This is a genomic window from Qipengyuania algicida (assembly GCF_009828025.1).
GTDB classification, from domain to species: domain Bacteria; phylum Pseudomonadota; class Alphaproteobacteria; order Sphingomonadales; family Sphingomonadaceae; genus Qipengyuania; species Qipengyuania algicida.
This window is the reverse complement of record NZ_WTYA01000006.1, coordinates 149,785-168,308: the sequence shown is the minus strand read 5'-3', so window position 1 is coordinate 168,308 and position 18,524 is coordinate 149,785. Positions and strand designations below refer to the sequence as shown.

Sequence of the window (18,524 nt, the reverse complement as noted above, 5' to 3'; positions counted from 1 at the left end):
GTGGTCCGGCGTCCACTCGAAGCAGTCGGTTGGCGCGAGATGATCGCCCTGCCAAAGCTGACCACGCATCGCATCCCGGCGAAGATCGACACCGGTGCGCGCACGTCGAGTCTGCACGCGACCGAGATCGAGCGCTTCCAGCGCGACGGACAACATTGGTTACGCTTCCTGCTCGATATCGGACTCGGACTCAGCGAGCCCGTCGTCTGCGAATTGCCGCGTGTCGGGCGCCGGACCGTGGTCAGCTCCAACGGGGAGGGGCAGGATCGCTTCATCATCAAGACCCGGCTGCGTCTGGGCAAAACGGAGTTCGCCGCGGAATTCAGCCTGGCGGACCGGTCGGACATGAAATTCCCTATCCTCGTCGGACGCACCGCATTAAGGGGCCGATTCATGGTAGATAGCGGCCGCTCCTATCTTCAGTCGGATGCCGCGGAACGCAAAAGGTTGCTCAAATGAAAATCGCGATGCTGGCCCGCAATGCGCAGCTGTATTCGCATCGCCGTCTGGTCGAAGCGGCCGAGACACGCGGGCATCAGCTCGATATTCTCAACACGCTGCGCTGCACGGTGCATATCGCCAGCCATCGGCCGCAGGTGTTCTACAACGGCGAACCGGCAATCGGATATGACGCCGTCATTCCGCGTATCGGTGCGTCGATCACGCAATATGGCCTGGCGATCCTCCGGCAGTTCGAGATGCGCGGTTGCTGGCCGCTTAACGAGAGTGTTGCAATCGGTCGCAGTCGGGACAAGCTGCGCTCGATGCAGATTCTCGCCAAGCACGGGCTCGGACTGCCGCTGACCGCTTTTGCTCACGACCCCAAACAGACATCGGAGATCATCAAGGCGGTCAATGGCCCTCCTGTGGTGATAAAACTTCTGGAAGGGACGCAGGGTATCGGCGTGGTGCTGGCGGAAACCGAGGCGAGCGCGAAGTCCGTCATCGAGGCATTCCGGGGCGCCAACGTCAATATTCTCGTACAGGAATTCATTAAGGAAGCCGGCGGTACCGACATCCGGGCCTTCGTTATCGGCGGGAAAGTCGTCGCTGCAATGAAACGGACTGGCGCGCCGGACGATTTTCGTTCGAATCTTCACCGCGGCGGTAGCGCGCAGTTGATCAAGATCACCCCGGAAGAGCGCTCAACCGCCGTGCGTGCGGCCAAGCGGATGGGATTGAATGTGTGCGGCGTCGATATGCTGCGCAGCAATCACGGCCCGGTTATCATGGAAGTCAATTCCTCACCGGGTCTCGAGGGAATCGAGCAGGCCACCGGCAAGGATGTTGCCGGTATGGTGATCGATTTTATCGCCAACAACGCCAAGGTCGGCAAAACCAAGACCAAGGGTGCGGGCTGATTTCAACCCGGTGACAGGTTCACAAGATTTGGCTCGACGTGTCCTGTCCGACTAGAGCTTTGTCTTGCATCTCCAGTCGGTTGAGAAAATAGGTCTGGAACATCGAATAGGCTTTTTTCGTCAGTTCGATCAGAACTACGCGCTGATCCTCTTCAGACGTGTTGCGTGCAATCAACCCCTTGAGCTCCAGTACGCTCAAATGCCTTAGAGCAGTCGTTGTTGGCGAGCCAGAGGCGGCCAGCACCGCCTTCGTAGCGAGAGGTTTACCGTCGACCTTCGCAATATACAGATTCAGGAGCATCTCCCATGCAGGTTCCCCGAACAGGTCGACACCGAACTGCTTTCTGCGCGCATGGCGTTCATTGATTTCGTCACGCGCGAGGCTCGCAAAGAGCTCCCCCAACTTGTTGATGCCGGACCCGGAGCCAGTTTGCTCATCGAGCGCGAGGCCGCGCGCCAGCCGCAACATCTGTATTCCGATAGTTGCAAGCTCGAGCGGTTCGATACCCCCTGCGCGTTTCATCCCCAACTCCTATTTGCGACCATTATTCATTACAGCGCGTCAAATATTATTAATTCTTATGACTGCAGCGACTGCGCTTCAAAACCCCCTCTCCGTCTTCCACATCCACTAACAAGATTTTCGTTCAAAGACATGGTTTCATCTGAATGAAAATGCACATGCTTCGGTGAAATCTTTAATGTGCGCCATGGTGGAAAGTCAAAGGACGAAATGGTTTGATCGAAAATTGTGTTGAAATTAGCTTATTTTCTGATCCGGGCGGGTTGATGGCTATGGTGCCCGATATATAGAGGCAGGGCATAGTTTCCGCCGTATCCCATGCGATCGTGAATTAGTGGTGCGACTAAATCCGATATGGGTGCATTTTCCTGTCTCGCACCGGGTGGAACCTCTGGCGACAGATACGAAAACGGATTCGATCTCGATTGCCGATTCTGGAAGCGCCACATATTACTGTGGAGTATCTGCTATTGGGGGGAAACCAATTGCCTTCGCAATCGAGAATTGCGGTGGTCGATGCTGACGTTCGTCGGCGCGCGTCCATCAACTTTTTTCTATCTGACGTAGTTGAGCATGTGGAGCCGTGCGAAACAGCAGATGATTTGCGTCGACTCAGGCTGAGCGACCTGCATTTCGTCTTCGTGATCGATTCTGGTGACCTGATCGAGCAGGTTAGTCGCATTGCAATGGAAACCGGTAGCTTCTGTGTTATCGGTTATGCTGTTGACGTCTGTCATGAGCGTGTAGTGACAGCAATGCGAAGCGGCGCTGTGGATTATCTCAAGTGGCCGTTCACGCACGATCATATCGAGAAGGGGATAGTGGGCGCAAAAGGATATCGCTCGCTTCTTTCCAATCTTCATGTCCGTCAGGCCCATGCTGCCAGGCGCATGAAAGGCCTTTCTCCACGCGAGGTAGAGGTCCTGCAATGCGTGTCCGAAGGACATAGCAGCAAGGAGATAGCTCGTTTGCTCGGTGTCAGTCCGAGAACTGTCGACATTCATCGTTCCAATATGCTGCTAAAGCTAGACGCGCGCAGCACTTCCGAAGCAATTAGAATTGCACTGGAAAGCCGGCTGCTGAGCTGTGACGTGACGGTCGACACCTGTGAGCTGGATGAGAATATGTGCCCCAAGGTAGCCGCCTGAATAAGGCAACTTGCGGCACCGTTTATACAAGTTTGTTATTTATTCAGCGCGCAGAATTTGCGATTCTTCAGCCTGATTAAATTGATTAATATGGTCGAGCACGGCGGGATGAAGCGGTTGATCGAACTCGATGCCGATTATCCGTCGGTCGTTCCATTTGACGTGCGCACCAATCGGGCCGAATTCGCCGATCCGGAGAGTGAGTCGGTCACCTGGAGCCAGCCGCCCGATCAGATCGTGAAAACGGCACCCGAATTCCGAGATATCTTCGAACTGAACACTATAGGCGCGCCCGTGTCCGCGGCGGTAACGACCGTATGATTTGAGCGTGTATCGTGCTTCGCGACGCAGGTTCATGCTTCCCGATATCTCGCCGGAATTGACATTTGGCTAACATGAAACTGGGTAATTGGCCGAGGCCATGTCAGCGGAAGGGTGGCTCGTTGAATGCGCGCAGCTTGCGGCTATGAAGTCGCGGTCCTTCATCGCGCAGCAAGCGGCAGGTTGTCACGCCGATCTGCAAATGGGCGGCAATTGCTTCCTCATAGAACTTGTTAGCCTGCCCGGGGAGCTTGATCTCGCCGTGCAAGGGTTTGTCGCTGACGCATAGCAGCGTCCCGTAGGGGACGCGGAAGCGATAGCCCTGCGCGGCGATAGTGGCACTTTCCATGTCGATGCCGACGGCACGGCTGAGCGAGAGACGGCGCGCCGACTGAGTATAACGTAGTTCCCAGTTCCGATCGTCGGTGGTTACCACCGTCCCGGTCCGCATGCGCTTCTTGAGATCGCTGCCATGCTCACCTGACACCATTTCCGATGCCTTGGCGAGTGCTTGCTGAACTTCGGCAATTGCGGGCAAGGGAATTTCCGGTGGCAATACCGGGTCGAGCACATGATCGTCGCGTAGATAAGCGTGGGCGAGCACGTAGTCGCCAATCTTCTGGCTCGGGCGCAGGCCACCGCAGTGGCCGATCATCAGCCAGGCTTCGGGCCGCAGCACGGCAAGGTGATCGCAGATTGTCTTGGCGTTGGACGGGCCGACGCCGATGTTGACCAGGGTGATGCCGCTGCGGTTCTCGCCGATCAGGTGATAGGCGGGCATCTGGTGGCGGCGCCAGGCTGTGTCGGACAATTGCCCACGGGCATTGTCCTGCCGTTCGGTCAGCCACATGCCGCCTGCGCCCGCAAGTGCCGAGTAACCGTCCTTCCCGAGCTGCTGGCCCGCCCAATCGACGAATTCATCGACATAGCGATGATAGTTGGTGAACAGCACGAAGCGTTGGAAGTGGTCGGGGCTGGTGCCAGTGTAGTGCGCGAGGCGCGCCAGGCTGAAATCGGTACGCAATCCGTCGAACAGCGACAGCGGAATCGGCTTTTCGGGATCGGCGATGTCAATCCCGTCGGCCAATTCGTCACCGATGTCGGCCAGTTCGGTCGACGGGAAATGCCGGGCGATCTGATTGGGATCCACGCCAGCCAGTTCGGCTCCCGCCTCCCCGTCGAGCACGTAGGGGAAAGGGATTTCCTGGGCGCTCGAACCGACCTCAACTTCGACTTCGTAATTGGCTTCGATCAGGCGCAACTGCTCGGAAAGATAGTCGCGGAACAGGGCGGGGCGCGTGATGGTCGTGGTATAAAGGCCTGGCGCGTTCAGGCGTCCGAAGGCGCGACTGCGTTCCTCTGGTTGTTCGCCACCACGGAAGCGAAGTCTGAGTTCAGGGTAGGCATAGGAGCCGTCGCGCCGACGCTCGGGCGCCGGCACCGATCGATCATGGCCAAATGCCATCACATCCTCGCGCAGGCGAGCGACCGCCGCGTCATATACTAATTCCAGCTTGTCGAGGATTGTTTCGATCGTTTCCACGGCTGGTTGTTCCTTTCTCTCAGCTCTGTTCTGGTGTGTCGCGCTCTATTGGCACGCGTGCGGGCCTTTGTAAAAAGGGCGCGGGAAGCATCTGCCGCCCGCGCCCTTTCTTAAGCGTTTGGTGAGGAAGTCGTCGTTACTCGGCGCTTTCTTCCTTGGCACCCTCATCGGAACCTTCGAACAGCTCCTCGGGAATTTCGCCGGGCTCGAGGGTCGGATCGATCCGATTGGTCGCAGCCATTTCCTCGATCTGCTTCTGCTCGTCTTCGAACATCTGCGCGAGGACGTCGACACCCTGGCTCTGCAGCTCGGCTTCGTCGTCCGAACGGGCGACATTGGCCTTCACCTTGACGTGCACCTCGGGGTGCAGCGCCACGGTAACTTCGTGCATCCCGATGGTCTTGATCGGGTGGCCGAGGATGACCTGCTTCTTGTCGATTTCGTGACCCTGATCGGCAAGGCCGGAAACGATGTCACGCACGTTGACCGAACCGTAGAGCTGGCCTGCGTTCGACGAAGCGCGGATCAACACGATCTCGGCACCGTCGATCTTGCCACCCTGCTTTTCGGCTTCGGTACGGCGCTCGGCGTTTTCCTTTTCGAGCCGCTCGCGATTGGCTTCGAAGACCTTCTTGTTCGCATCGTTGGCGCGCAGCGCCTTCTTCTGCGGCAGGAGGAAGTTGCGCGCGTAGCCGTCCTTGACCGACACGACGTCGCCGATGGTGCCGAGCTTCTCGATGCGTTCGAGGAGAATGATATCCATTGGTCTTCTCCCCTTACTTTACGAGATAGGGCAGCAGGCCCAGGTGGCGCGCGCGCTTGATCGCCTTGGCGAGTTCACGCTGCTTCTTAGCGCTGACGGCGGTGATACGCGAAGGTACGATCTTGCCACGCTCGGAGATGAACCCCTGAAGTAGACGTACGTCCTTGTAATCGATCTTCGGCGCGTCCTTGGCTGCGAACGGGCAGGACTTGCGGCGGCGGAAAAACGGGCGGGCCATCAGTCGCGCTCCTCTCGGGTTTCACGGCGTTTGCGATCGCGCTCGTTCTTGCGCATCATCACGCTGGGGCCACCCTCGTGCTCTTCAACGCGCACGGTCAGGTAACGGATCACGTCTTCGTTGATGCGGGTCTGGCGCTCGAGCTCGGCGACGACCGAACCCGGTCCGTCGATGTTGAGCATCACGAAATGCGCCTTGCGATTGCGGTCGATCTTGTAGGCGAGGTTCTTCAGGCCCCAGGTCTCCACTTTGGTGACCTTGCCTTCATTAGCCTCGATAATCTCGGTTGCAGTGGCGGCCAGCTGATCGACCTGAGCCTGGCTCAGATCCTGACGCGCCAGAAATACATGCTCGTAAAGAGCCATGTTTCCGGTCCTTTCACTTTCTGCCGATCGCTGGCTGATCCGCGCCCATCGCGGAGCCCCTCCGGCCTTCTTCGTTTCCCGGCCCGGAAGGCAGGGAAGGCGTGCACATAACGCGATCCATGCGAAAAGCAAGCCTTGTCCCTTTCCCAGAGAGCGGGCAGTGCGGGGATTGCCGACAATCTTGCGGCAGGATGGGGAGCTGTTCAATGTCCGCAGGCTTGCTTGCGCTGCTAGACGATGTGGCGGTAATCGCCAAGGCAGCGGCCGCGTCGATCGACGATGTCGGCGTCGCCACCAGCCGCGCCAGCGCCAAGGCGGCGGGCGTGGTGATCGATGATGCGGCGGTGACGCCGTCCTACGTCACCGGGATCACTCCCGATCGCGAATTGCCGATCATCGCGCGGATCACGCTCGGTAGCCTGAAGAACAAGCTCGTGTTCCTGTTGCCCGGAGCCCTGCTGCTCAGCTGGCTGTTGCCGCAAGCCATTACGCCGATCCTGATGCTGGGTGGCGCTTACCTGTCCTATGAGGGAGCGGAAAAGGTCATCGAGAAACTCGGAGGCGCCAAACATGGAGAGACTCTGGAGGAACCGATCAGCGATCCGAAGAAGTTCGAAAAGGAACGCACCCAAGGCGCGATCCGTACCGATCTGATCCTTTCGGCTGAAATCATGGCGATTTCGCTCAACGAGATCGCCACGATTACGGAGGTTTTCTGGGTCCGCGCCGTAGCGCTTGCGATCGTTGGAATTCTGATCACGCTGGTCGTCTATGGCGCGGTGGCGCTGATCGTGAAGATGGACGATATCGGCCTTGCGCTGGCGGAGCGAAAGTCGGGTATTGTGCAGGCGATTGGCCGGGGGCTGCTCCGCGCCATGCCACGCCTGCTGACGACCATCTCCTTAGTCGGGACCATTGCCATGCTGTGGGTCGGTGGCGGAATATTGCTGCACGGGGTCGAGGTACTCGGCGTTGCTGCTCCGGCGCATTGGGCGCATGGCATTCAGCACACGGTTGAACACGCGACCGGCGCGCTCGCCGGCGTTCTGGGCTGGGCGAGTTATGCCGCAATTTCGGCGGTTGTCGGCCTCGCAGTGGGGTTCGTGCTGGTATTCGTGTTGCACAAATTGCTGCGCATTGGCGGCGAAGCCCACTGAGAGTTCATCTGTATCAGCTCAACCGTTCGAAGATATCCCGCGCAAACGCGCTCAAAGTGTCGTCTCGAGCGCCCATGATGACGATACGATCACCGGGAAGGGCGAGATTCACCAGCCTGTCACCCACTGCCTTGCGGTTGGAAATATACTCTGCCGAGCCCCCTGCTTCCTCGATCAGGCGGACGATCCGTCCGCTGCCTTCGCTGCGATCGACTGTGCCGCCAAAATAGACCGGGTCGCAGATGATGGTGAGATCGTCGGCGCCGAGTTCGCGGGCGAAGGTCTGGGCAAGCTCTGCCCCCATCTGCCGCAGTGGGCCGTAGCCATGCGGTTGGAAGAAGGCGAGCACGCGACCTGGATGGCCTTTCAGCGTGCGCAATGTCGCCGCGCATTTCTCCGGGTTGTGTCCAAAATCGTCGATTATTGTTATGCAACCGACTGTCGTTCCGACGATGTCGTAACGGCGTGCCAGTCCCTTGAACTCGGTAAGGGCGGCCACCGCATCCGCAACCGGTACTCCGCTCGCGGCCGCACCCGCAATCGCTGCCAACGCGTTCGACAAATTGTGTCGACCGGGCAGTGGAAGGCGCAGCGCGTGCTTGGAGTCGTCATGCCGATCGACCACCATTGCTGCCTGCTGCGTCGGCCCCTCGGCAATCGAGCCGCTCATGATCCCAATCTGCGCCATGCCTTGTTCGATGCCGAACGTAATTGTTTTGTTTGCGTGTTTGAGCAGCGCCAGCGCCTCGGCGTCGTCTGCATTGATAACCGCGATACGGCTTCGCTCGAGATAGGCTGCAAACAATGCACGCAGTTGATCCATACCCATGTGATCGAGGCTGACGTTGAGCAATATTCCGACTGCCGGACGATACAACGCAATCGAGCCATCGCTTTCGTCGACTTCACTCAGATAGAGGCTCTGTCCTCCGACCACCGCGCTGGCGAAGGGGCCTTCGGCAGTGACGAAATTCTTCATCACCGCGCCGTTCATGATCGTTGGTTTGCGTCCCGTCGCTTCGAGGATCCAGCCCAGCATTGCCGTCACTGTCGATTTCCCGCTGGTTCCGGCCACCGCAATGCCCGCGCCGCTGGTGTTGAACAGGATGGAATTGAGTTCGGCGCGCGTCATCCTGAGGCAGCCGAGCTCGTTGGCGCGGATGATTTCCGGAACGCTGTCTTCCACTGCTGCGGAGGCGACGACGATCTGATCGGCACTGGTCACACCGCTGCCATCCTGCGGGAACAGCGCACAGCCGGCATCCTCCAGCGCTGCGAACTTTTCCGGTGTCCGCCCTTGGTCGTTGCTGCGGTCCGATCCAGAGACGCTGATGCCGCGCCCGCGCAATATCTGCGCCAGTGGCAGCATGCCGGATCCACCAATGCCGACAAAGAAAAACGGGCGCGAATTCAGCTCTTCGGGCGAGGGCATATGCGTCATGGTTCGTTCGCTATGCAGTTGTGTAGGCGATGACAAGCGCGCTAGCTGCATGAATGACCAGAATCGCCATTTGCGCGCCGGGTAAGCGACTTGAGCCTGAACGCGCTGAAGCAGTCAGCAAAATTGCGGCATCCCGCGACGACGTCGAGCTTCATTTTCATCCACAGTGTTTCGCTAACGACGGGCATTTCGCGGGCAGCGATGCGATGCGCTTCGCGGCGTTTCTCGACTGCGCAAACGATCCCGGCTTCGATGCGGTCTGGTTTGCGATGGGCGGTTACGGTTCCAATCGTATCGCACCGGACGCCATCGCCGGGATGAATGCGGCGGCCAAGAAAAAGCGCTATCTTGGATATTCGGACACGGGCTTCCTCCTCGGCGCTCTCTATCGGCACGGGTTTGGACATCCGGCGCACGGCCCGCTGGTGGGCGATATCCGTCGAGAGGGAGGCGAGGCCGCGATCATGCGCGCGCTCGACTGGCTTGCGGGCAAGCACGATGGGCTGGAGCCATCGCTTAGAAACCACCCGACTGTGGCATTCAATCTCATGACGCTCGCCATGATGCAGGGTAGCGAATTGATGCCCGACCTGACCGGACATGTGGTAATGGTCGAGGAGGTTGCTGAGCATCTGTATGCTGTCGACAGGCTGTTTTTCCACGTCACCCAGAACCTGCCAGAGGTCGCTGGATTGCGGCTTGGAGCGATCAGCGAGGTGCCGGAAAACGACCGCTCTTTCGGCGCCGAGCCGGAGCAAATTGTCCGGTTCTGGTGTGAGCGGTCGGGCATACCGTATCTTGGTCGCGCACAAATCGGTCACGATGCGAACAACCGGATTGTCCCCTTCGGTCTTGCGGACACTGCGCACGGGGCATAAGCGCGCCCGTGAGGAGATTTTGATGAAAGCTTTTATTTTCCCCGGGCAGGGGAGCCAGAAAGTCGGCATGGGCGCCGACCTCGCCGCAAACAGTGCCAGTGCGCGCGCAGTGTTTGAGGAAATCGACGATGCGCTGTCGCAGAAGCTCTCAACGATCATGTTCGAAGGGCTTGAATCCGAACTGACGCTGACCTCTAATGCGCAGCCGGCGATCATGGCCAACTGCATGGCTGCGCTGCGGGTGCTGGACCGCGAATTCGGCGTGAAGCTGGACAAGGTGGCGGGATGCGTCGCTGGGCATTCACTCGGTGAATACAGCGCGCTTTGCGCAGCGGGCGCCTTCTCGATTGCCGATACCGCCCGGCTGTTGCGCCTGCGCGGAATCGCGATGCAGGATGCGGTTCCGATCGGCGTCGGCGCGATGGCCGCCTTGCTGGGAGCGGATATCGACAAGGCACAGGCATTGGCCGCAGCCGCTGCCGAAGATCAGGTTTGCGAGATTGCCAATGACAACGATCCTGGACAGGTCGTGCTGTCGGGTCACGCCCAGGCCATCGATCGCGCCATCGCGATGGCCAAGGATCATGGCATCAAGCGCGGCATCAAGCTGTCGGTATCGGCGCCGTTCCATTGTTCGTTGATGAAGCCCGCCGCCCAGCGCATGGGTGTGGCGTTGGGGCAGACATCGCCGGGAGCGCTGTCAGTCCCACTCTACGCCAATGTCACTGCCGCCAAGGTGGAAGACGGTGATGCCGAGCGCGAGCTGCTGGTCGAGCAGGTCACCGGTCGGGTGCGTTGGCGCGAGAGTGTGCTGGCAATGGCCGCCGATGGTGTCGAACAATTCATCGAGATCGGCGGCAAGGTCGTCGGCCCGATGGTCGGGCGGACCGTGGCCGATGCCTCCGTCACGAGCCTTGTCACCATGGAAGACATGGAAGTCTTCGCCAAGGAGCTCAGCTGATGTTCGATCTTACCGGTATGACCGCACTCGTTACCGGGGCCAGCGGCGGGATTGGCTCCTCTATTGCCCAGGCGCTTGCCGCGCAGGGCGCAAGGCTCGCGCTTTCGGGATCGAACAGCGACAAATTGCGAGCTTTCCGCGACCAGCTCAATGCCGAGAGCGGTGGCGATCATGTGGAGGTCACCTGCGACCTGTCGAACAGCACTCAGGTCGAGGAACTGGTTCCGGCGGCGATCGATACGTTGGGCAAGCTCGATATACTCGTCAACAACGCTGGCATAACGCGTGATAACCTTGCGATGCGCATGAAGGACGATGAGTGGGAGCAGGTGATCGCGATCAACCTCGAAGCCGCGTTCCGGCTGATGCGTTCCGCTGCGAAGCCGATGATGAAAGCGCGCTTTGGGCGCATCGTCTCGATCACCAGCGTGGTGGGGGCGACCGGCAATCCCGGCCAGATGAATTACGCGGCCGCCAAGGCTGGTCTCACCGGCATGAGCAAGAGCCTCGCGCAGGAAATCGCCAGCCGCGGAGTGACGGTCAATTGCGTCGCTCCGGGATTCATCCGCACGGCGATGACCGATGTTTTGCCCGATGCCCAGAAGCAGGTGCTCAATGCGCGCATTCCGATGGGCCGGATGGGTGAGGGCGAAGAGATCGGCGCTGCCGTCGCATATCTCGCCAGCAAGGAAGCATCCTACGTCACCGGGCAGACGCTCCACGTTAACGGTGGCATGGCTATGTTCTCCTGATCGGCTGATTGGGCAGGCTTATCCCCAAGGAATCCATTACCTGAAGGTTCAAGTCTTGCCCGTTCGGGCTGCACCGTTAAGGTCGAACACGACATTCCGGCGCTTAGGGGGCGATTCCGGCCCTCTCGGTGCCTCAGGAGGACAGAGACGCACTCATGAAGGCCACAATCGAACGCGCGACGCTGCTGCGCTGTCTTTCCCACGTGCAGTCGGTGGTCGAACGCCGCAATACCATTCCCATTCTTTCCAACGTCCTGATCGAGGCGAGCACCGACGGCGCGCTGAAAGTCATGGCGACCGACCTCGATTTACAGGTGATCGAGCATATGAGCGCAGACAGCGTGGAGAGCCCCGGTGCCATCACCGTTTCCGCGCACCTGCTGTTCGATATCGCGCGCAAGCTGCCGGATGGTAGCCAGGTCAGCCTAGAAACGGCGGACAATCGCATGACGGTGAAGGCCGGACGCAGCCGGTTCCAGCTGCCGACATTGCCGCGTGACGATTTCCCTGTGATCGTGGAAGGCGATTTGCCGACCAGTTTCGAATTGCCTGCCCGCACGCTGGCCGAGCTGATCGACCGCACGCGCTTTGCGATTTCGACCGAGGAAACGCGTTATTATTTGAACGGCATATTCCTGCACGTCTCGGATGAGGACCGACCGGTGCTCAAGGCCGCTGCGACCGATGGCCACCGGCTCGCACGCTTTACCCTGCCGCGTCCCGATGGCGCGGAAGGGATGCCCGACGTCATCGTACCGCGCAAAGCCGTTGCGGAGCTGCGCAAGCTGCTCGAGGAAGCGCTCGACGGCAATGTCCAGGTCGATCTTTCGGCGAGCAAGATCCGCTTTGCGCTTGGCGGCGAGGGCGGGGTGGTGCTGACCAGCAAGCTGATCGACGGCACCTTCCCGGATTACTCGCGGGTCATCCCGACGGGTAACGACAAGCTGCTCAAGCTGGATCCTAAGAGCTTCTATGCCGGTGTCGACCGCGTGGCGACGATCGCCACGGAAAAGACCCGTGCGGTGAAGATGGGCCTCGACAAGGACAAGGTCACGCTGACCGTCACAAGTCCCGACAATGGCACGGCCAGCGAAGAAATCGCCGCCGATTACGCTGCCGATGGCTTCGAGATTGGCTTCAATGCGAGCTACCTGAAGGACATCCTCAGCCAGATCGACAGCGACATTGTGGAAATGCACCTCGCCGACGCTGGAGCGCCGACACTGATCCGCAAGGACGAGAATGCCCCGGCGCTATATGTGCTGATGCCGATGCGGGTGTGATGGAACCTGAGCCGGGGCGTTGCAAGGCTCCGGCGACAGATCTGCCAGGGATCATTTGCGGTTCGACAAGATGAAGTAGAGCGCCGCAAACATCGCGGCAATGGTGACGTCGATCGCTAGTCGCGCCAGGAAAAAGTTCCGCAGGAACAGGTAGTCGACAGCCACGATCACGGCCATCACGACTGCTGCGTAGGTGGCGCTTGCAGTTTTGCTCAAGAGGATATCCTTATATTTGTTGTTGCCCTCCAGAGCGCGGACCCCTTAACCGGCTTTTCGGTCAAATCTCAACCACGATCTTCCCGAAATGCTGGCCACTTTCCTGATGACGGAAAGCGTCGGCGAGCTTGTCTAGCGGGAAGCTGTCGCTGATGATCGGCTTGATGCCATTGGCTTCGATCCCGGCGATCATTGCCAGTTGCTGTGATCGGCTGCCAACCGTCAGGCCTTGAACGCGCAGGTTCTTCGCCATGAGCAAGCCCGTCTGCACTGGCCCGGCAAATCCCGCGAGCACTCCTATCAGAGCGATGTGGCCGCCGACGCGGGTTGCCATCATCGACTGGTCGAGTGTTCCCGCGCCGCCGATCTCGACGACGCAATCGACCCCGCGTCCGCCTGTCAGCGCCAGCGCCTTCGCGCCCCAGGCCTCCTCATCGCGATAATTGATGAGGTGGTCCGCGCCCAAATGCTTGAGCCGTTCCAGCTTGGCATCGTTCGAACTGGTCGCGATCACTTGCGCACCCGCTGCCTTGGCGAACTGCAGTGCGAAGATCGACACGCCCCCTGTGCCCTGCACCAGCACAGTGTCGCCTGGCTTTATTGCATCGTCGACAAACAGCGCGCGCCAGGCCGTCAAACCTGCACAGGTCAGCGTTGCCGCTTCGGCATGGGAATAGTCTTGCGGGACGCGGGTAAACCAATGGCTCGGCGCGGTGATCGCCTCGCGCGCGTAGCCGTCGAGACCATCGCCCGGCACACGGGTAAAGGCGGTTCGCGGTGGCGCGCCGTCGTGCCAATCGGGGAAGAATGCGCTGACGACCCTGTCGCCGACCGCAAACTCGCTGACGCCGTCGCCGACCGCTTCCACCACGCCCGCACCATCTGACATCGGAATGCGGTCGGCAGCCGCCGGGATCATTCCTGTGACCACCGCATAATCGTGATAGTTCAGCGAACTGGCCTTGAGAGCCACCCGGATTTCGCCTGGGCCGGGCGCGGGCGCATCGTCGATATCGACGACGTGGAGCGTATCGAGCTTCGCGGGCTGGCCGATCCGGACAGCCTTCATTCGGCGGCCTCTGCCAGTTCGGCGCGCTGAGGGCCGCGGATCAGTCCACCCGGTGTCGCTCCGGTCCATTTGCCATCGCGAAACGTCACGGTGCCGGTCTTGATTGTCGCAACATAGCCTTCAGCTTTCTGTAGCAGGCGCTTGCCGCCTGCGGGCAGGTCAAAGGCCAGCCACGGCTTGCCGAGCTTGAGCTGTTCCATGTCGATTACGTTGAGATCGGCGAGATATCCCGGCGCGATCACACCGCGATCTTCAAGCCCATACAACCGAGCGGTGTCCTGACATTGGCGCTTGATCGCGTTTTCAAGGCTAATGCGTCCACCGCGCTTACGATCACGCACCCAATGCTGGAGCATGAAAGTGGGGCTGGCTGCATCGCAAATGGTACCGCAATGCGCGCCGCCATCGCTCAACGAATTGACCGTATCGTCCGCGTTCTGAAGCGGTTCGAGAAAGTCGAGATTGCCGTCGGCGTAATTGAGGATAGGCAGGTAGATGAAGCCCTTGCCATCGTCACGGCAGAGCAGGTCGTAGGCGTATTCCTGCGGGTCCATGCCAGCAGCTTCCGCGCGTGACTGAATGCTCGCATCCTCATCCGGTTCGTAATCGAAATCCTCGTCCATTTCGAACTGGAGCTTCCAGCCCAGACAAATGGCGAAAACCAGTTGTGCAATGTCTTTCGGCGCGGTGGTGAAATCATTGCTTTCCGCAAGCATTTGCGCCTTGAACGCGGGGTCGAGGAGTTTGGCCTTCTGTTCCTCCCATGGCAGTGCATCGATTGCCATCCAGCAGGGGCGAAACCGGAACGGGTGGACCGTGCCGCGCCATGCCATGACGATGCCATTCCCGCGCAGCGCGATTTGCGCGACGATGTTGGCACCATTGTCGTTTTCGGCACGCATGGTCGAAATCTGCTCGTCGAGCGACAACTCCTTGGCGATCGATTGCAGCGCGGCGAACGTCACCGGAAGGCCGGTTTCGCGGCTGAGCTTGCCCATCCAACCGAATTCATCCCACTCGCGCTTGAGGTCGCTCGCCATCTCAAAGACGCCGTGACCTGCACGAGCCATGGCGCGACCGATGGCAATCAATTCTTCGGCGGTGGCGGTGGTGCCCGGTACGAGTTCTCCATCGACTGACTTGTGGATCACGGTGCGGCTGGTCGAAAAGCCCAGCGCCCCGGCGCGCACGCCTTCCTCGACGATATTGCCCATCGCCTCGATATCCTCGTCGGTCGGAACCGCGCCAGGCTGCTCGCGGTCGCCCAGCACGTAGGCGCGCACCGCGCCGTGCGGAACATGGGTGCCAACATCGACGGTACGCGGCAGTTTCTCCAGCGCATTGAGATATTCCGGGAAGGTCTCCCATTCCCAGCTCATTCCTTCGGCAAGGGCGGTGCCGGGAATATCTTCGACGCCTTCCATCAGACCGATCAGCCACTCGTGTCGGTCCGGTGCGGCAGGGGCGAAGCCGACCCCGCAATTGCCCATAACGACGGTGGTGACGCCGTGCCAACTCGAAGGGGCCATTTCCTGATCCCACGTCGCCTGCCCGTCGTAATGCGTGTGGATGTCCACGAAACCGGGAGTCACGAGCTTGCCAGTGGCGTCGATTTCTTCCGCCGCGTCGCCTGACACTTCACCGACATGAACGATCAACCCGTCCCTGATCGCAACATCGCCAGTGAAGCGTTCATTACCGGTGCCATCGACGATCGTGCCGCCGCGAACAATCAGGTCATAATGAGCCATTTTTTTGGTCTCCTCTCTCCGCCAAGGAAGGTCTCATAATGCAACTCACGAGTCCAGCGAGCAATCGCAAGAACCGTCTTCCGCTCATAGGGAAGATTGAGAGCCCGACGCTATCGCTACCTGCGCGGCAACGATTGACCGTGATAGCTGGCTCAGGACGCCTTACGCTGTTTGTCGGTTGTCACTGCAGCGTCGAGAAAAGCGCGCAATTTGACGACGCTCTCCTCGGTATGGGTCAGCAAAAACAGATGCCCGCCTCCGTCAAAAATCTCCAAAATTGCATTGGGTATCATGGCGGCCAGGATACGGCCGTTGATGATCGGCACGATCTGGTCGTCCGAGCCCATCATCACCAGCGTTTCCTTCTTTAGGAAGGGCAGGGCGGGCAGACTGGTCCAGCCGAGCATGGCGATCAGCTGGTAGAGATACCCCCGTGGCGATGGCGGCTTGAGCCGTGCGATATGGCTTTGTTTGGCGGCTGAACCTTCGACCATCCCGCCATACAGCGTAGTGAAGTGTTCACTCATGAATTCGGGATCGATGTAGCGGCGGGGATCTGCCATTTTGCTGAGGGCAGCCGGATTTCCCGGCACCATCAGCATTCCCGGTGTCGTAGCGGCAAGCACCAGTCGGCGCGTCCGCGCAGAATGTTGAAGCGCGAAATGCTGCGCCATGGCACCACCCCAGCTGACGCCCATGACATCGACTTGGTCGATGCTGTAATGATCGAGCAGTTCGCTGGTCGTCCAAGCCATGGTCACCGGGTTATATGGGATTACCGGATCGGGACTCTCGCCGGTTCCGGGCATGTCGAACATGATGAAACCGCGCTCGGTCAAGCGTTCCGCGAGCGGCGCGGCGGCTTCGATGTTGGCCCCAATTCCATTGAAAAACAGGATCGGTGGGTGCTCCGATGGCATGTCGAGCCGCCAGTGCGCGACCCTCAATGTCCGGCCGCCGATCTTCTCTATTGAGAAGGTAGCCGTTTCAGCTTGCGAAGCTTTCGAAGTCACTCAAACCCTTTCGGAATGATCGCTGAAGGAAAGTATCAGCATGGTTCCATAACGTATCTGCCGGGTGCAGGGTCCAGCGGCGAATATTGCTCGTTTCCGGTTGCCACTGGTGCAGGCACCAGATTACCGGAACGCTTCTGCAACCATTCCATCCAGAACGGCCACCAACTTCCTGCAACTTCTTCGGCACCGGTAATCCATTCGTCCGCGGTGGGCGGAAGCTTCTTTGAACCCTTGCGGACGAAATACTTCGCCTTGGGATTGCCTGGCGGGTTGAGAATTGCTTGCATATGACCGGATTGGCTGAGCAGGTATGTGACGTCTTTCGATCCGAACAGTTGCGTCGATCGATAGGTTGCCTTCCAGGGAGTGATGTGATCGGTAACCCCGCCAAGGATGAAAAGATCGCTTTTCACCTTTGACAGGTCGATTTGGTGGCCGGCCATCTCGACTTCGCCGCGTTTCGTGAAGGCGAGTGTCTCGAACAGGGTAAGAAAATCGCCCATCAGACTGGCTGAGAGATTGGTTGCGTCAGCATTCCAGAACAGCACATCGAATGCTGGTGGATCTTCGCCGAGCAAGTAATTGTTGATGACGTAGTTCCAGATAAGATCATTGGGTCTCAACCATGCGAACCCACGCGCAAGGTCGTCTCCCTTGACAATTCCGGCCTTGTCGGCGCGTTTGCGGGCCAGCGCGAGGCCGTTGGCCGAAATCAGGCTGCCAGCTTCGATATCGTTCTGCTTGGGGTGTAAAACGCATACCATCAGCGTCAGCGCGCCCAGCCTGACGTCTTTGTCACTGGCCATTTGGCTGGCGAGCACGGCAGCGGTCTGCCCACCCGAACAGCCAGCCGATATGTTGACGCTTTTCGATCTGGTTATCTCTGCCACCGCATCGATCGCTTCGCGACAGGAACGGACGTAATCCGCCATATCCCAATGGCCCTGATCCTTGACCGGATTCTTCCAGCTGATGACGAATGTCTGGATGCCATTGTCGAGCTGGTATTTCACGACCGACTTTTCCGGGCTGAGGTCGTTGATATACATCTTGTTGATCTGGGGCGGAATGGTCAGCTGCGGGATCGCATGGACACTCTCGGTCGTCGGACCATAATGGATCAATTCCATCATCTCTGTTCGCAACACGACAGCCCCCTGACTGGTCGCGATATTCTCGCCCAGCTTGAATGGACGCTTGTCCACTTGGCTGACCATGCCCTTGTTGTGGACGATGTCCTGATAAGCGTTCTTCAGTCCCTTGATCAGGCTCAGCCCACCACTGTCGATCAGGCGCTTCTGCGCGGTGGGATTGCCTGCCAGAGTGTTCGTGGGGGCAAGCGAATCGATAACGATGGTCGAGATGAACCTCGCCCGATCGCGTTCTAACTCGTCGAGTTCGAGTTCATCCAACCACGCCGCCATACCCTTCTGTACGGCCAGATAATATTGCGCGCCTGCCCGCATGAACGGGTTGTAGCGCCATGCCGGATCGGTGAAGCGTTTGTCCTTTGGGTTGGGCGCAAGGTCGCTTTTGCCGGACAGGATCTTGATCATTTCCGACCCCATGTCCTGTCCATGGCGCATCAGACGGGCTGGATTGCTGGCGGTCTCACGCAATAGCACGGCCACAGCCCCGAAAATGTCCTCGCGCGTCAGACCGATCAGCGGTCCGAGTGCGGTCGTGTGCTGCACGGCTTCGTCTTCCAGTTTCGGCATGTGCCGCCATCTCCCAAGCG

The 18,524-nt window shown here is 59.4% G+C and carries 19 protein-coding genes and 1 pseudogene; 8 read left to right on the top strand and 12 right to left on the bottom strand.

Annotated elements, in window-relative coordinates; all coding sequences use genetic code 11:
• Both GRI58_RS09365 and rimK read left to right on the top strand, forming a co-directional pair.
• A complete protein-coding gene (locus tag GRI58_RS09365) occupies nt 1-459 on the top strand; it encodes an ATP-dependent zinc protease family protein (RefSeq protein WP_337190943.1) in 459 nt (152 codons plus the stop codon).
• The gene (gene rimK / locus GRI58_RS09360) at nt 456-1,361 is read left to right on the top strand and encodes a 30S ribosomal protein S6--L-glutamate ligase (protein ID WP_160753330.1); all 906 of its coding nucleotides are present in this window, start codon (nt 456-458) and stop codon (nt 1,359-1,361) included. The genes GRI58_RS09365 and rimK overlap by 4 nt, the downstream gene beginning before the upstream one ends.
• Before the next feature lie 19 nt (nt 1,362-1,380).
• Here the strand turns inward: rimK and GRI58_RS09355 are convergent, their stop codons facing one another.
• The gene (locus tag GRI58_RS09355) at nt 1,381-1,830 is read right to left on the bottom strand and encodes a MarR family transcriptional regulator (protein WP_160753329.1); all 450 of its coding nucleotides are present in this window, start codon (nt 1,828-1,830) and stop codon (nt 1,381-1,383) included.
• A gap of 479 nt (nt 1,831-2,309) precedes the next feature.
• Between GRI58_RS09355 and GRI58_RS09350 the strand changes: the two genes are divergently transcribed.
• A complete protein-coding gene (locus GRI58_RS09350; RefSeq protein ID WP_160753328.1) occupies nt 2,310-3,032 on the top strand; it encodes a response regulator transcription factor in 723 nt (240 codons plus the stop codon).
• 39 nt (nt 3,033-3,071) lie between these two features.
• Here GRI58_RS09350 and GRI58_RS09345 read toward each other — a convergent pair whose 3' ends face one another.
• The 5 genes and pseudogenes from GRI58_RS09345 to rpsF form a co-directional block, all read right to left on the bottom strand.
• On the bottom strand, nt 3,072-3,389 hold the full coding sequence (locus GRI58_RS09345) for a PilZ domain-containing protein (protein ID WP_160753327.1): 318 nt from the start codon (nt 3,387-3,389) through the stop codon (nt 3,072-3,074).
• Between the two features lie 67 nt (nt 3,390-3,456).
• Nucleotides 3,457-4,932: pseudogene (locus GRI58_RS09340) on the bottom strand (AMP nucleosidase); the annotation flags it as partial.
• Between the two features lie 100 nt (nt 4,933-5,032).
• Nucleotides 5,033-5,659: a 50S ribosomal protein L9 gene (rplI, locus tag GRI58_RS09335; protein ID WP_160753325.1), complete on the bottom strand. Its 627-nt coding sequence runs from the start codon at nt 5,657-5,659 to the stop codon at nt 5,033-5,035.
• 13 nt (nt 5,660-5,672) lie between these two features.
• Nucleotides 5,673-5,897, bottom strand: coding sequence for a 30S ribosomal protein S18 (gene rpsR, locus GRI58_RS09330; protein WP_160753324.1), 225 nt, complete (start codon nt 5,895-5,897; stop codon nt 5,673-5,675).
• Entirely contained in the window at nt 5,897-6,262 is a 366-nt protein-coding gene (gene rpsF / locus GRI58_RS09325) for a 30S ribosomal protein S6 (RefSeq protein ID WP_160753323.1), read from the bottom strand. Before rpsF ends, rpsR begins: the two co-directional genes overlap by 1 nt.
• A gap of 206 nt (nt 6,263-6,468) precedes the next feature.
• Here rpsF and GRI58_RS09320 point away from each other — a divergent pair, with 206 nt between their 5' ends.
• Nucleotides 6,469-7,419 (top strand): DUF808 domain-containing protein, encoded by a 951-nt coding sequence (locus GRI58_RS09320; protein WP_160753322.1) that lies wholly within the window; start codon nt 6,469-6,471, stop codon nt 7,417-7,419.
• 13 nt (nt 7,420-7,432) lie between these two features.
• Here the strand turns inward: GRI58_RS09320 and GRI58_RS09315 are convergent, their stop codons facing one another.
• Complete coding sequence (locus GRI58_RS09315) at nt 7,433-8,860, bottom strand: Mur ligase family protein (RefSeq protein ID WP_160753321.1); 1,428 nt, start codon at nt 8,858-8,860, stop codon at nt 7,433-7,435.
• Between the two features lie 53 nt (nt 8,861-8,913).
• Here GRI58_RS09315 and GRI58_RS09310 point away from each other — a divergent pair, with 53 nt between their 5' ends.
• The 4 genes from GRI58_RS09310 (at nt 8,914) to dnaN (ending at nt 12,734) form a co-directional block, all read left to right on the top strand.
• On the top strand, nt 8,914-9,738 hold the full coding sequence (locus GRI58_RS09310; RefSeq protein ID WP_160753320.1) for an LD-carboxypeptidase: 825 nt from the start codon (nt 8,914-8,916) through the stop codon (nt 9,736-9,738).
• 22 nt (nt 9,739-9,760) lie between these two features.
• On the top strand, nt 9,761-10,699 hold the full coding sequence (gene fabD, locus GRI58_RS09305) for an ACP S-malonyltransferase (RefSeq protein WP_160753319.1): 939 nt from the start codon (nt 9,761-9,763) through the stop codon (nt 10,697-10,699).
• A complete protein-coding gene (gene fabG / locus GRI58_RS09300; protein ID WP_160753318.1) occupies nt 10,699-11,451 on the top strand; it encodes a 3-oxoacyl-[acyl-carrier-protein] reductase in 753 nt (250 codons plus the stop codon). Before fabD ends, fabG begins: the two co-directional genes overlap by 1 nt.
• A gap of 155 nt (nt 11,452-11,606) precedes the next feature.
• Nucleotides 11,607-12,734, top strand: a complete 1,128-nt coding sequence (gene dnaN / locus GRI58_RS09295) for a DNA polymerase III subunit beta (protein WP_160753317.1) — start codon at nt 11,607-11,609, stop codon at nt 12,732-12,734.
• 51 nt (nt 12,735-12,785) lie between these two features.
• Here dnaN and GRI58_RS09290 read toward each other — a convergent pair whose 3' ends face one another.
• The 5 genes from GRI58_RS09290 to GRI58_RS09270 form a co-directional block, all read right to left on the bottom strand.
• Nucleotides 12,786-12,950 (bottom strand): hypothetical protein, encoded by a 165-nt coding sequence (locus GRI58_RS09290; RefSeq protein WP_160753316.1) that lies wholly within the window; start codon nt 12,948-12,950, stop codon nt 12,786-12,788.
• A gap of 61 nt (nt 12,951-13,011) precedes the next feature.
• A complete protein-coding gene (locus GRI58_RS09285) occupies nt 13,012-14,019 on the bottom strand; it encodes a zinc-dependent alcohol dehydrogenase family protein (protein ID WP_160753315.1) in 1,008 nt (335 codons plus the stop codon).
• A complete protein-coding gene (locus tag GRI58_RS09280; RefSeq protein ID WP_160753314.1) occupies nt 14,016-15,770 on the bottom strand; it encodes an N-acyl-D-amino-acid deacylase family protein in 1,755 nt (584 codons plus the stop codon). Before GRI58_RS09280 ends, GRI58_RS09285 begins: the two co-directional genes overlap by 4 nt.
• Nucleotides 15,771-15,922: 152 nt before the next feature.
• Nucleotides 15,923-16,783, bottom strand: coding sequence for an alpha/beta fold hydrolase (locus tag GRI58_RS09275; protein WP_337190942.1), 861 nt, complete (start codon nt 16,781-16,783; stop codon nt 15,923-15,925).
• Nucleotides 16,784-16,818: 35 nt separating this feature from the next.
• Entirely contained in the window at nt 16,819-18,504 is a 1,686-nt protein-coding gene (locus GRI58_RS09270; protein WP_160753313.1) for a PHA/PHB synthase family protein, read from the bottom strand.
• Nucleotides 18,505-18,524 lie beyond the last annotated feature (20 nt).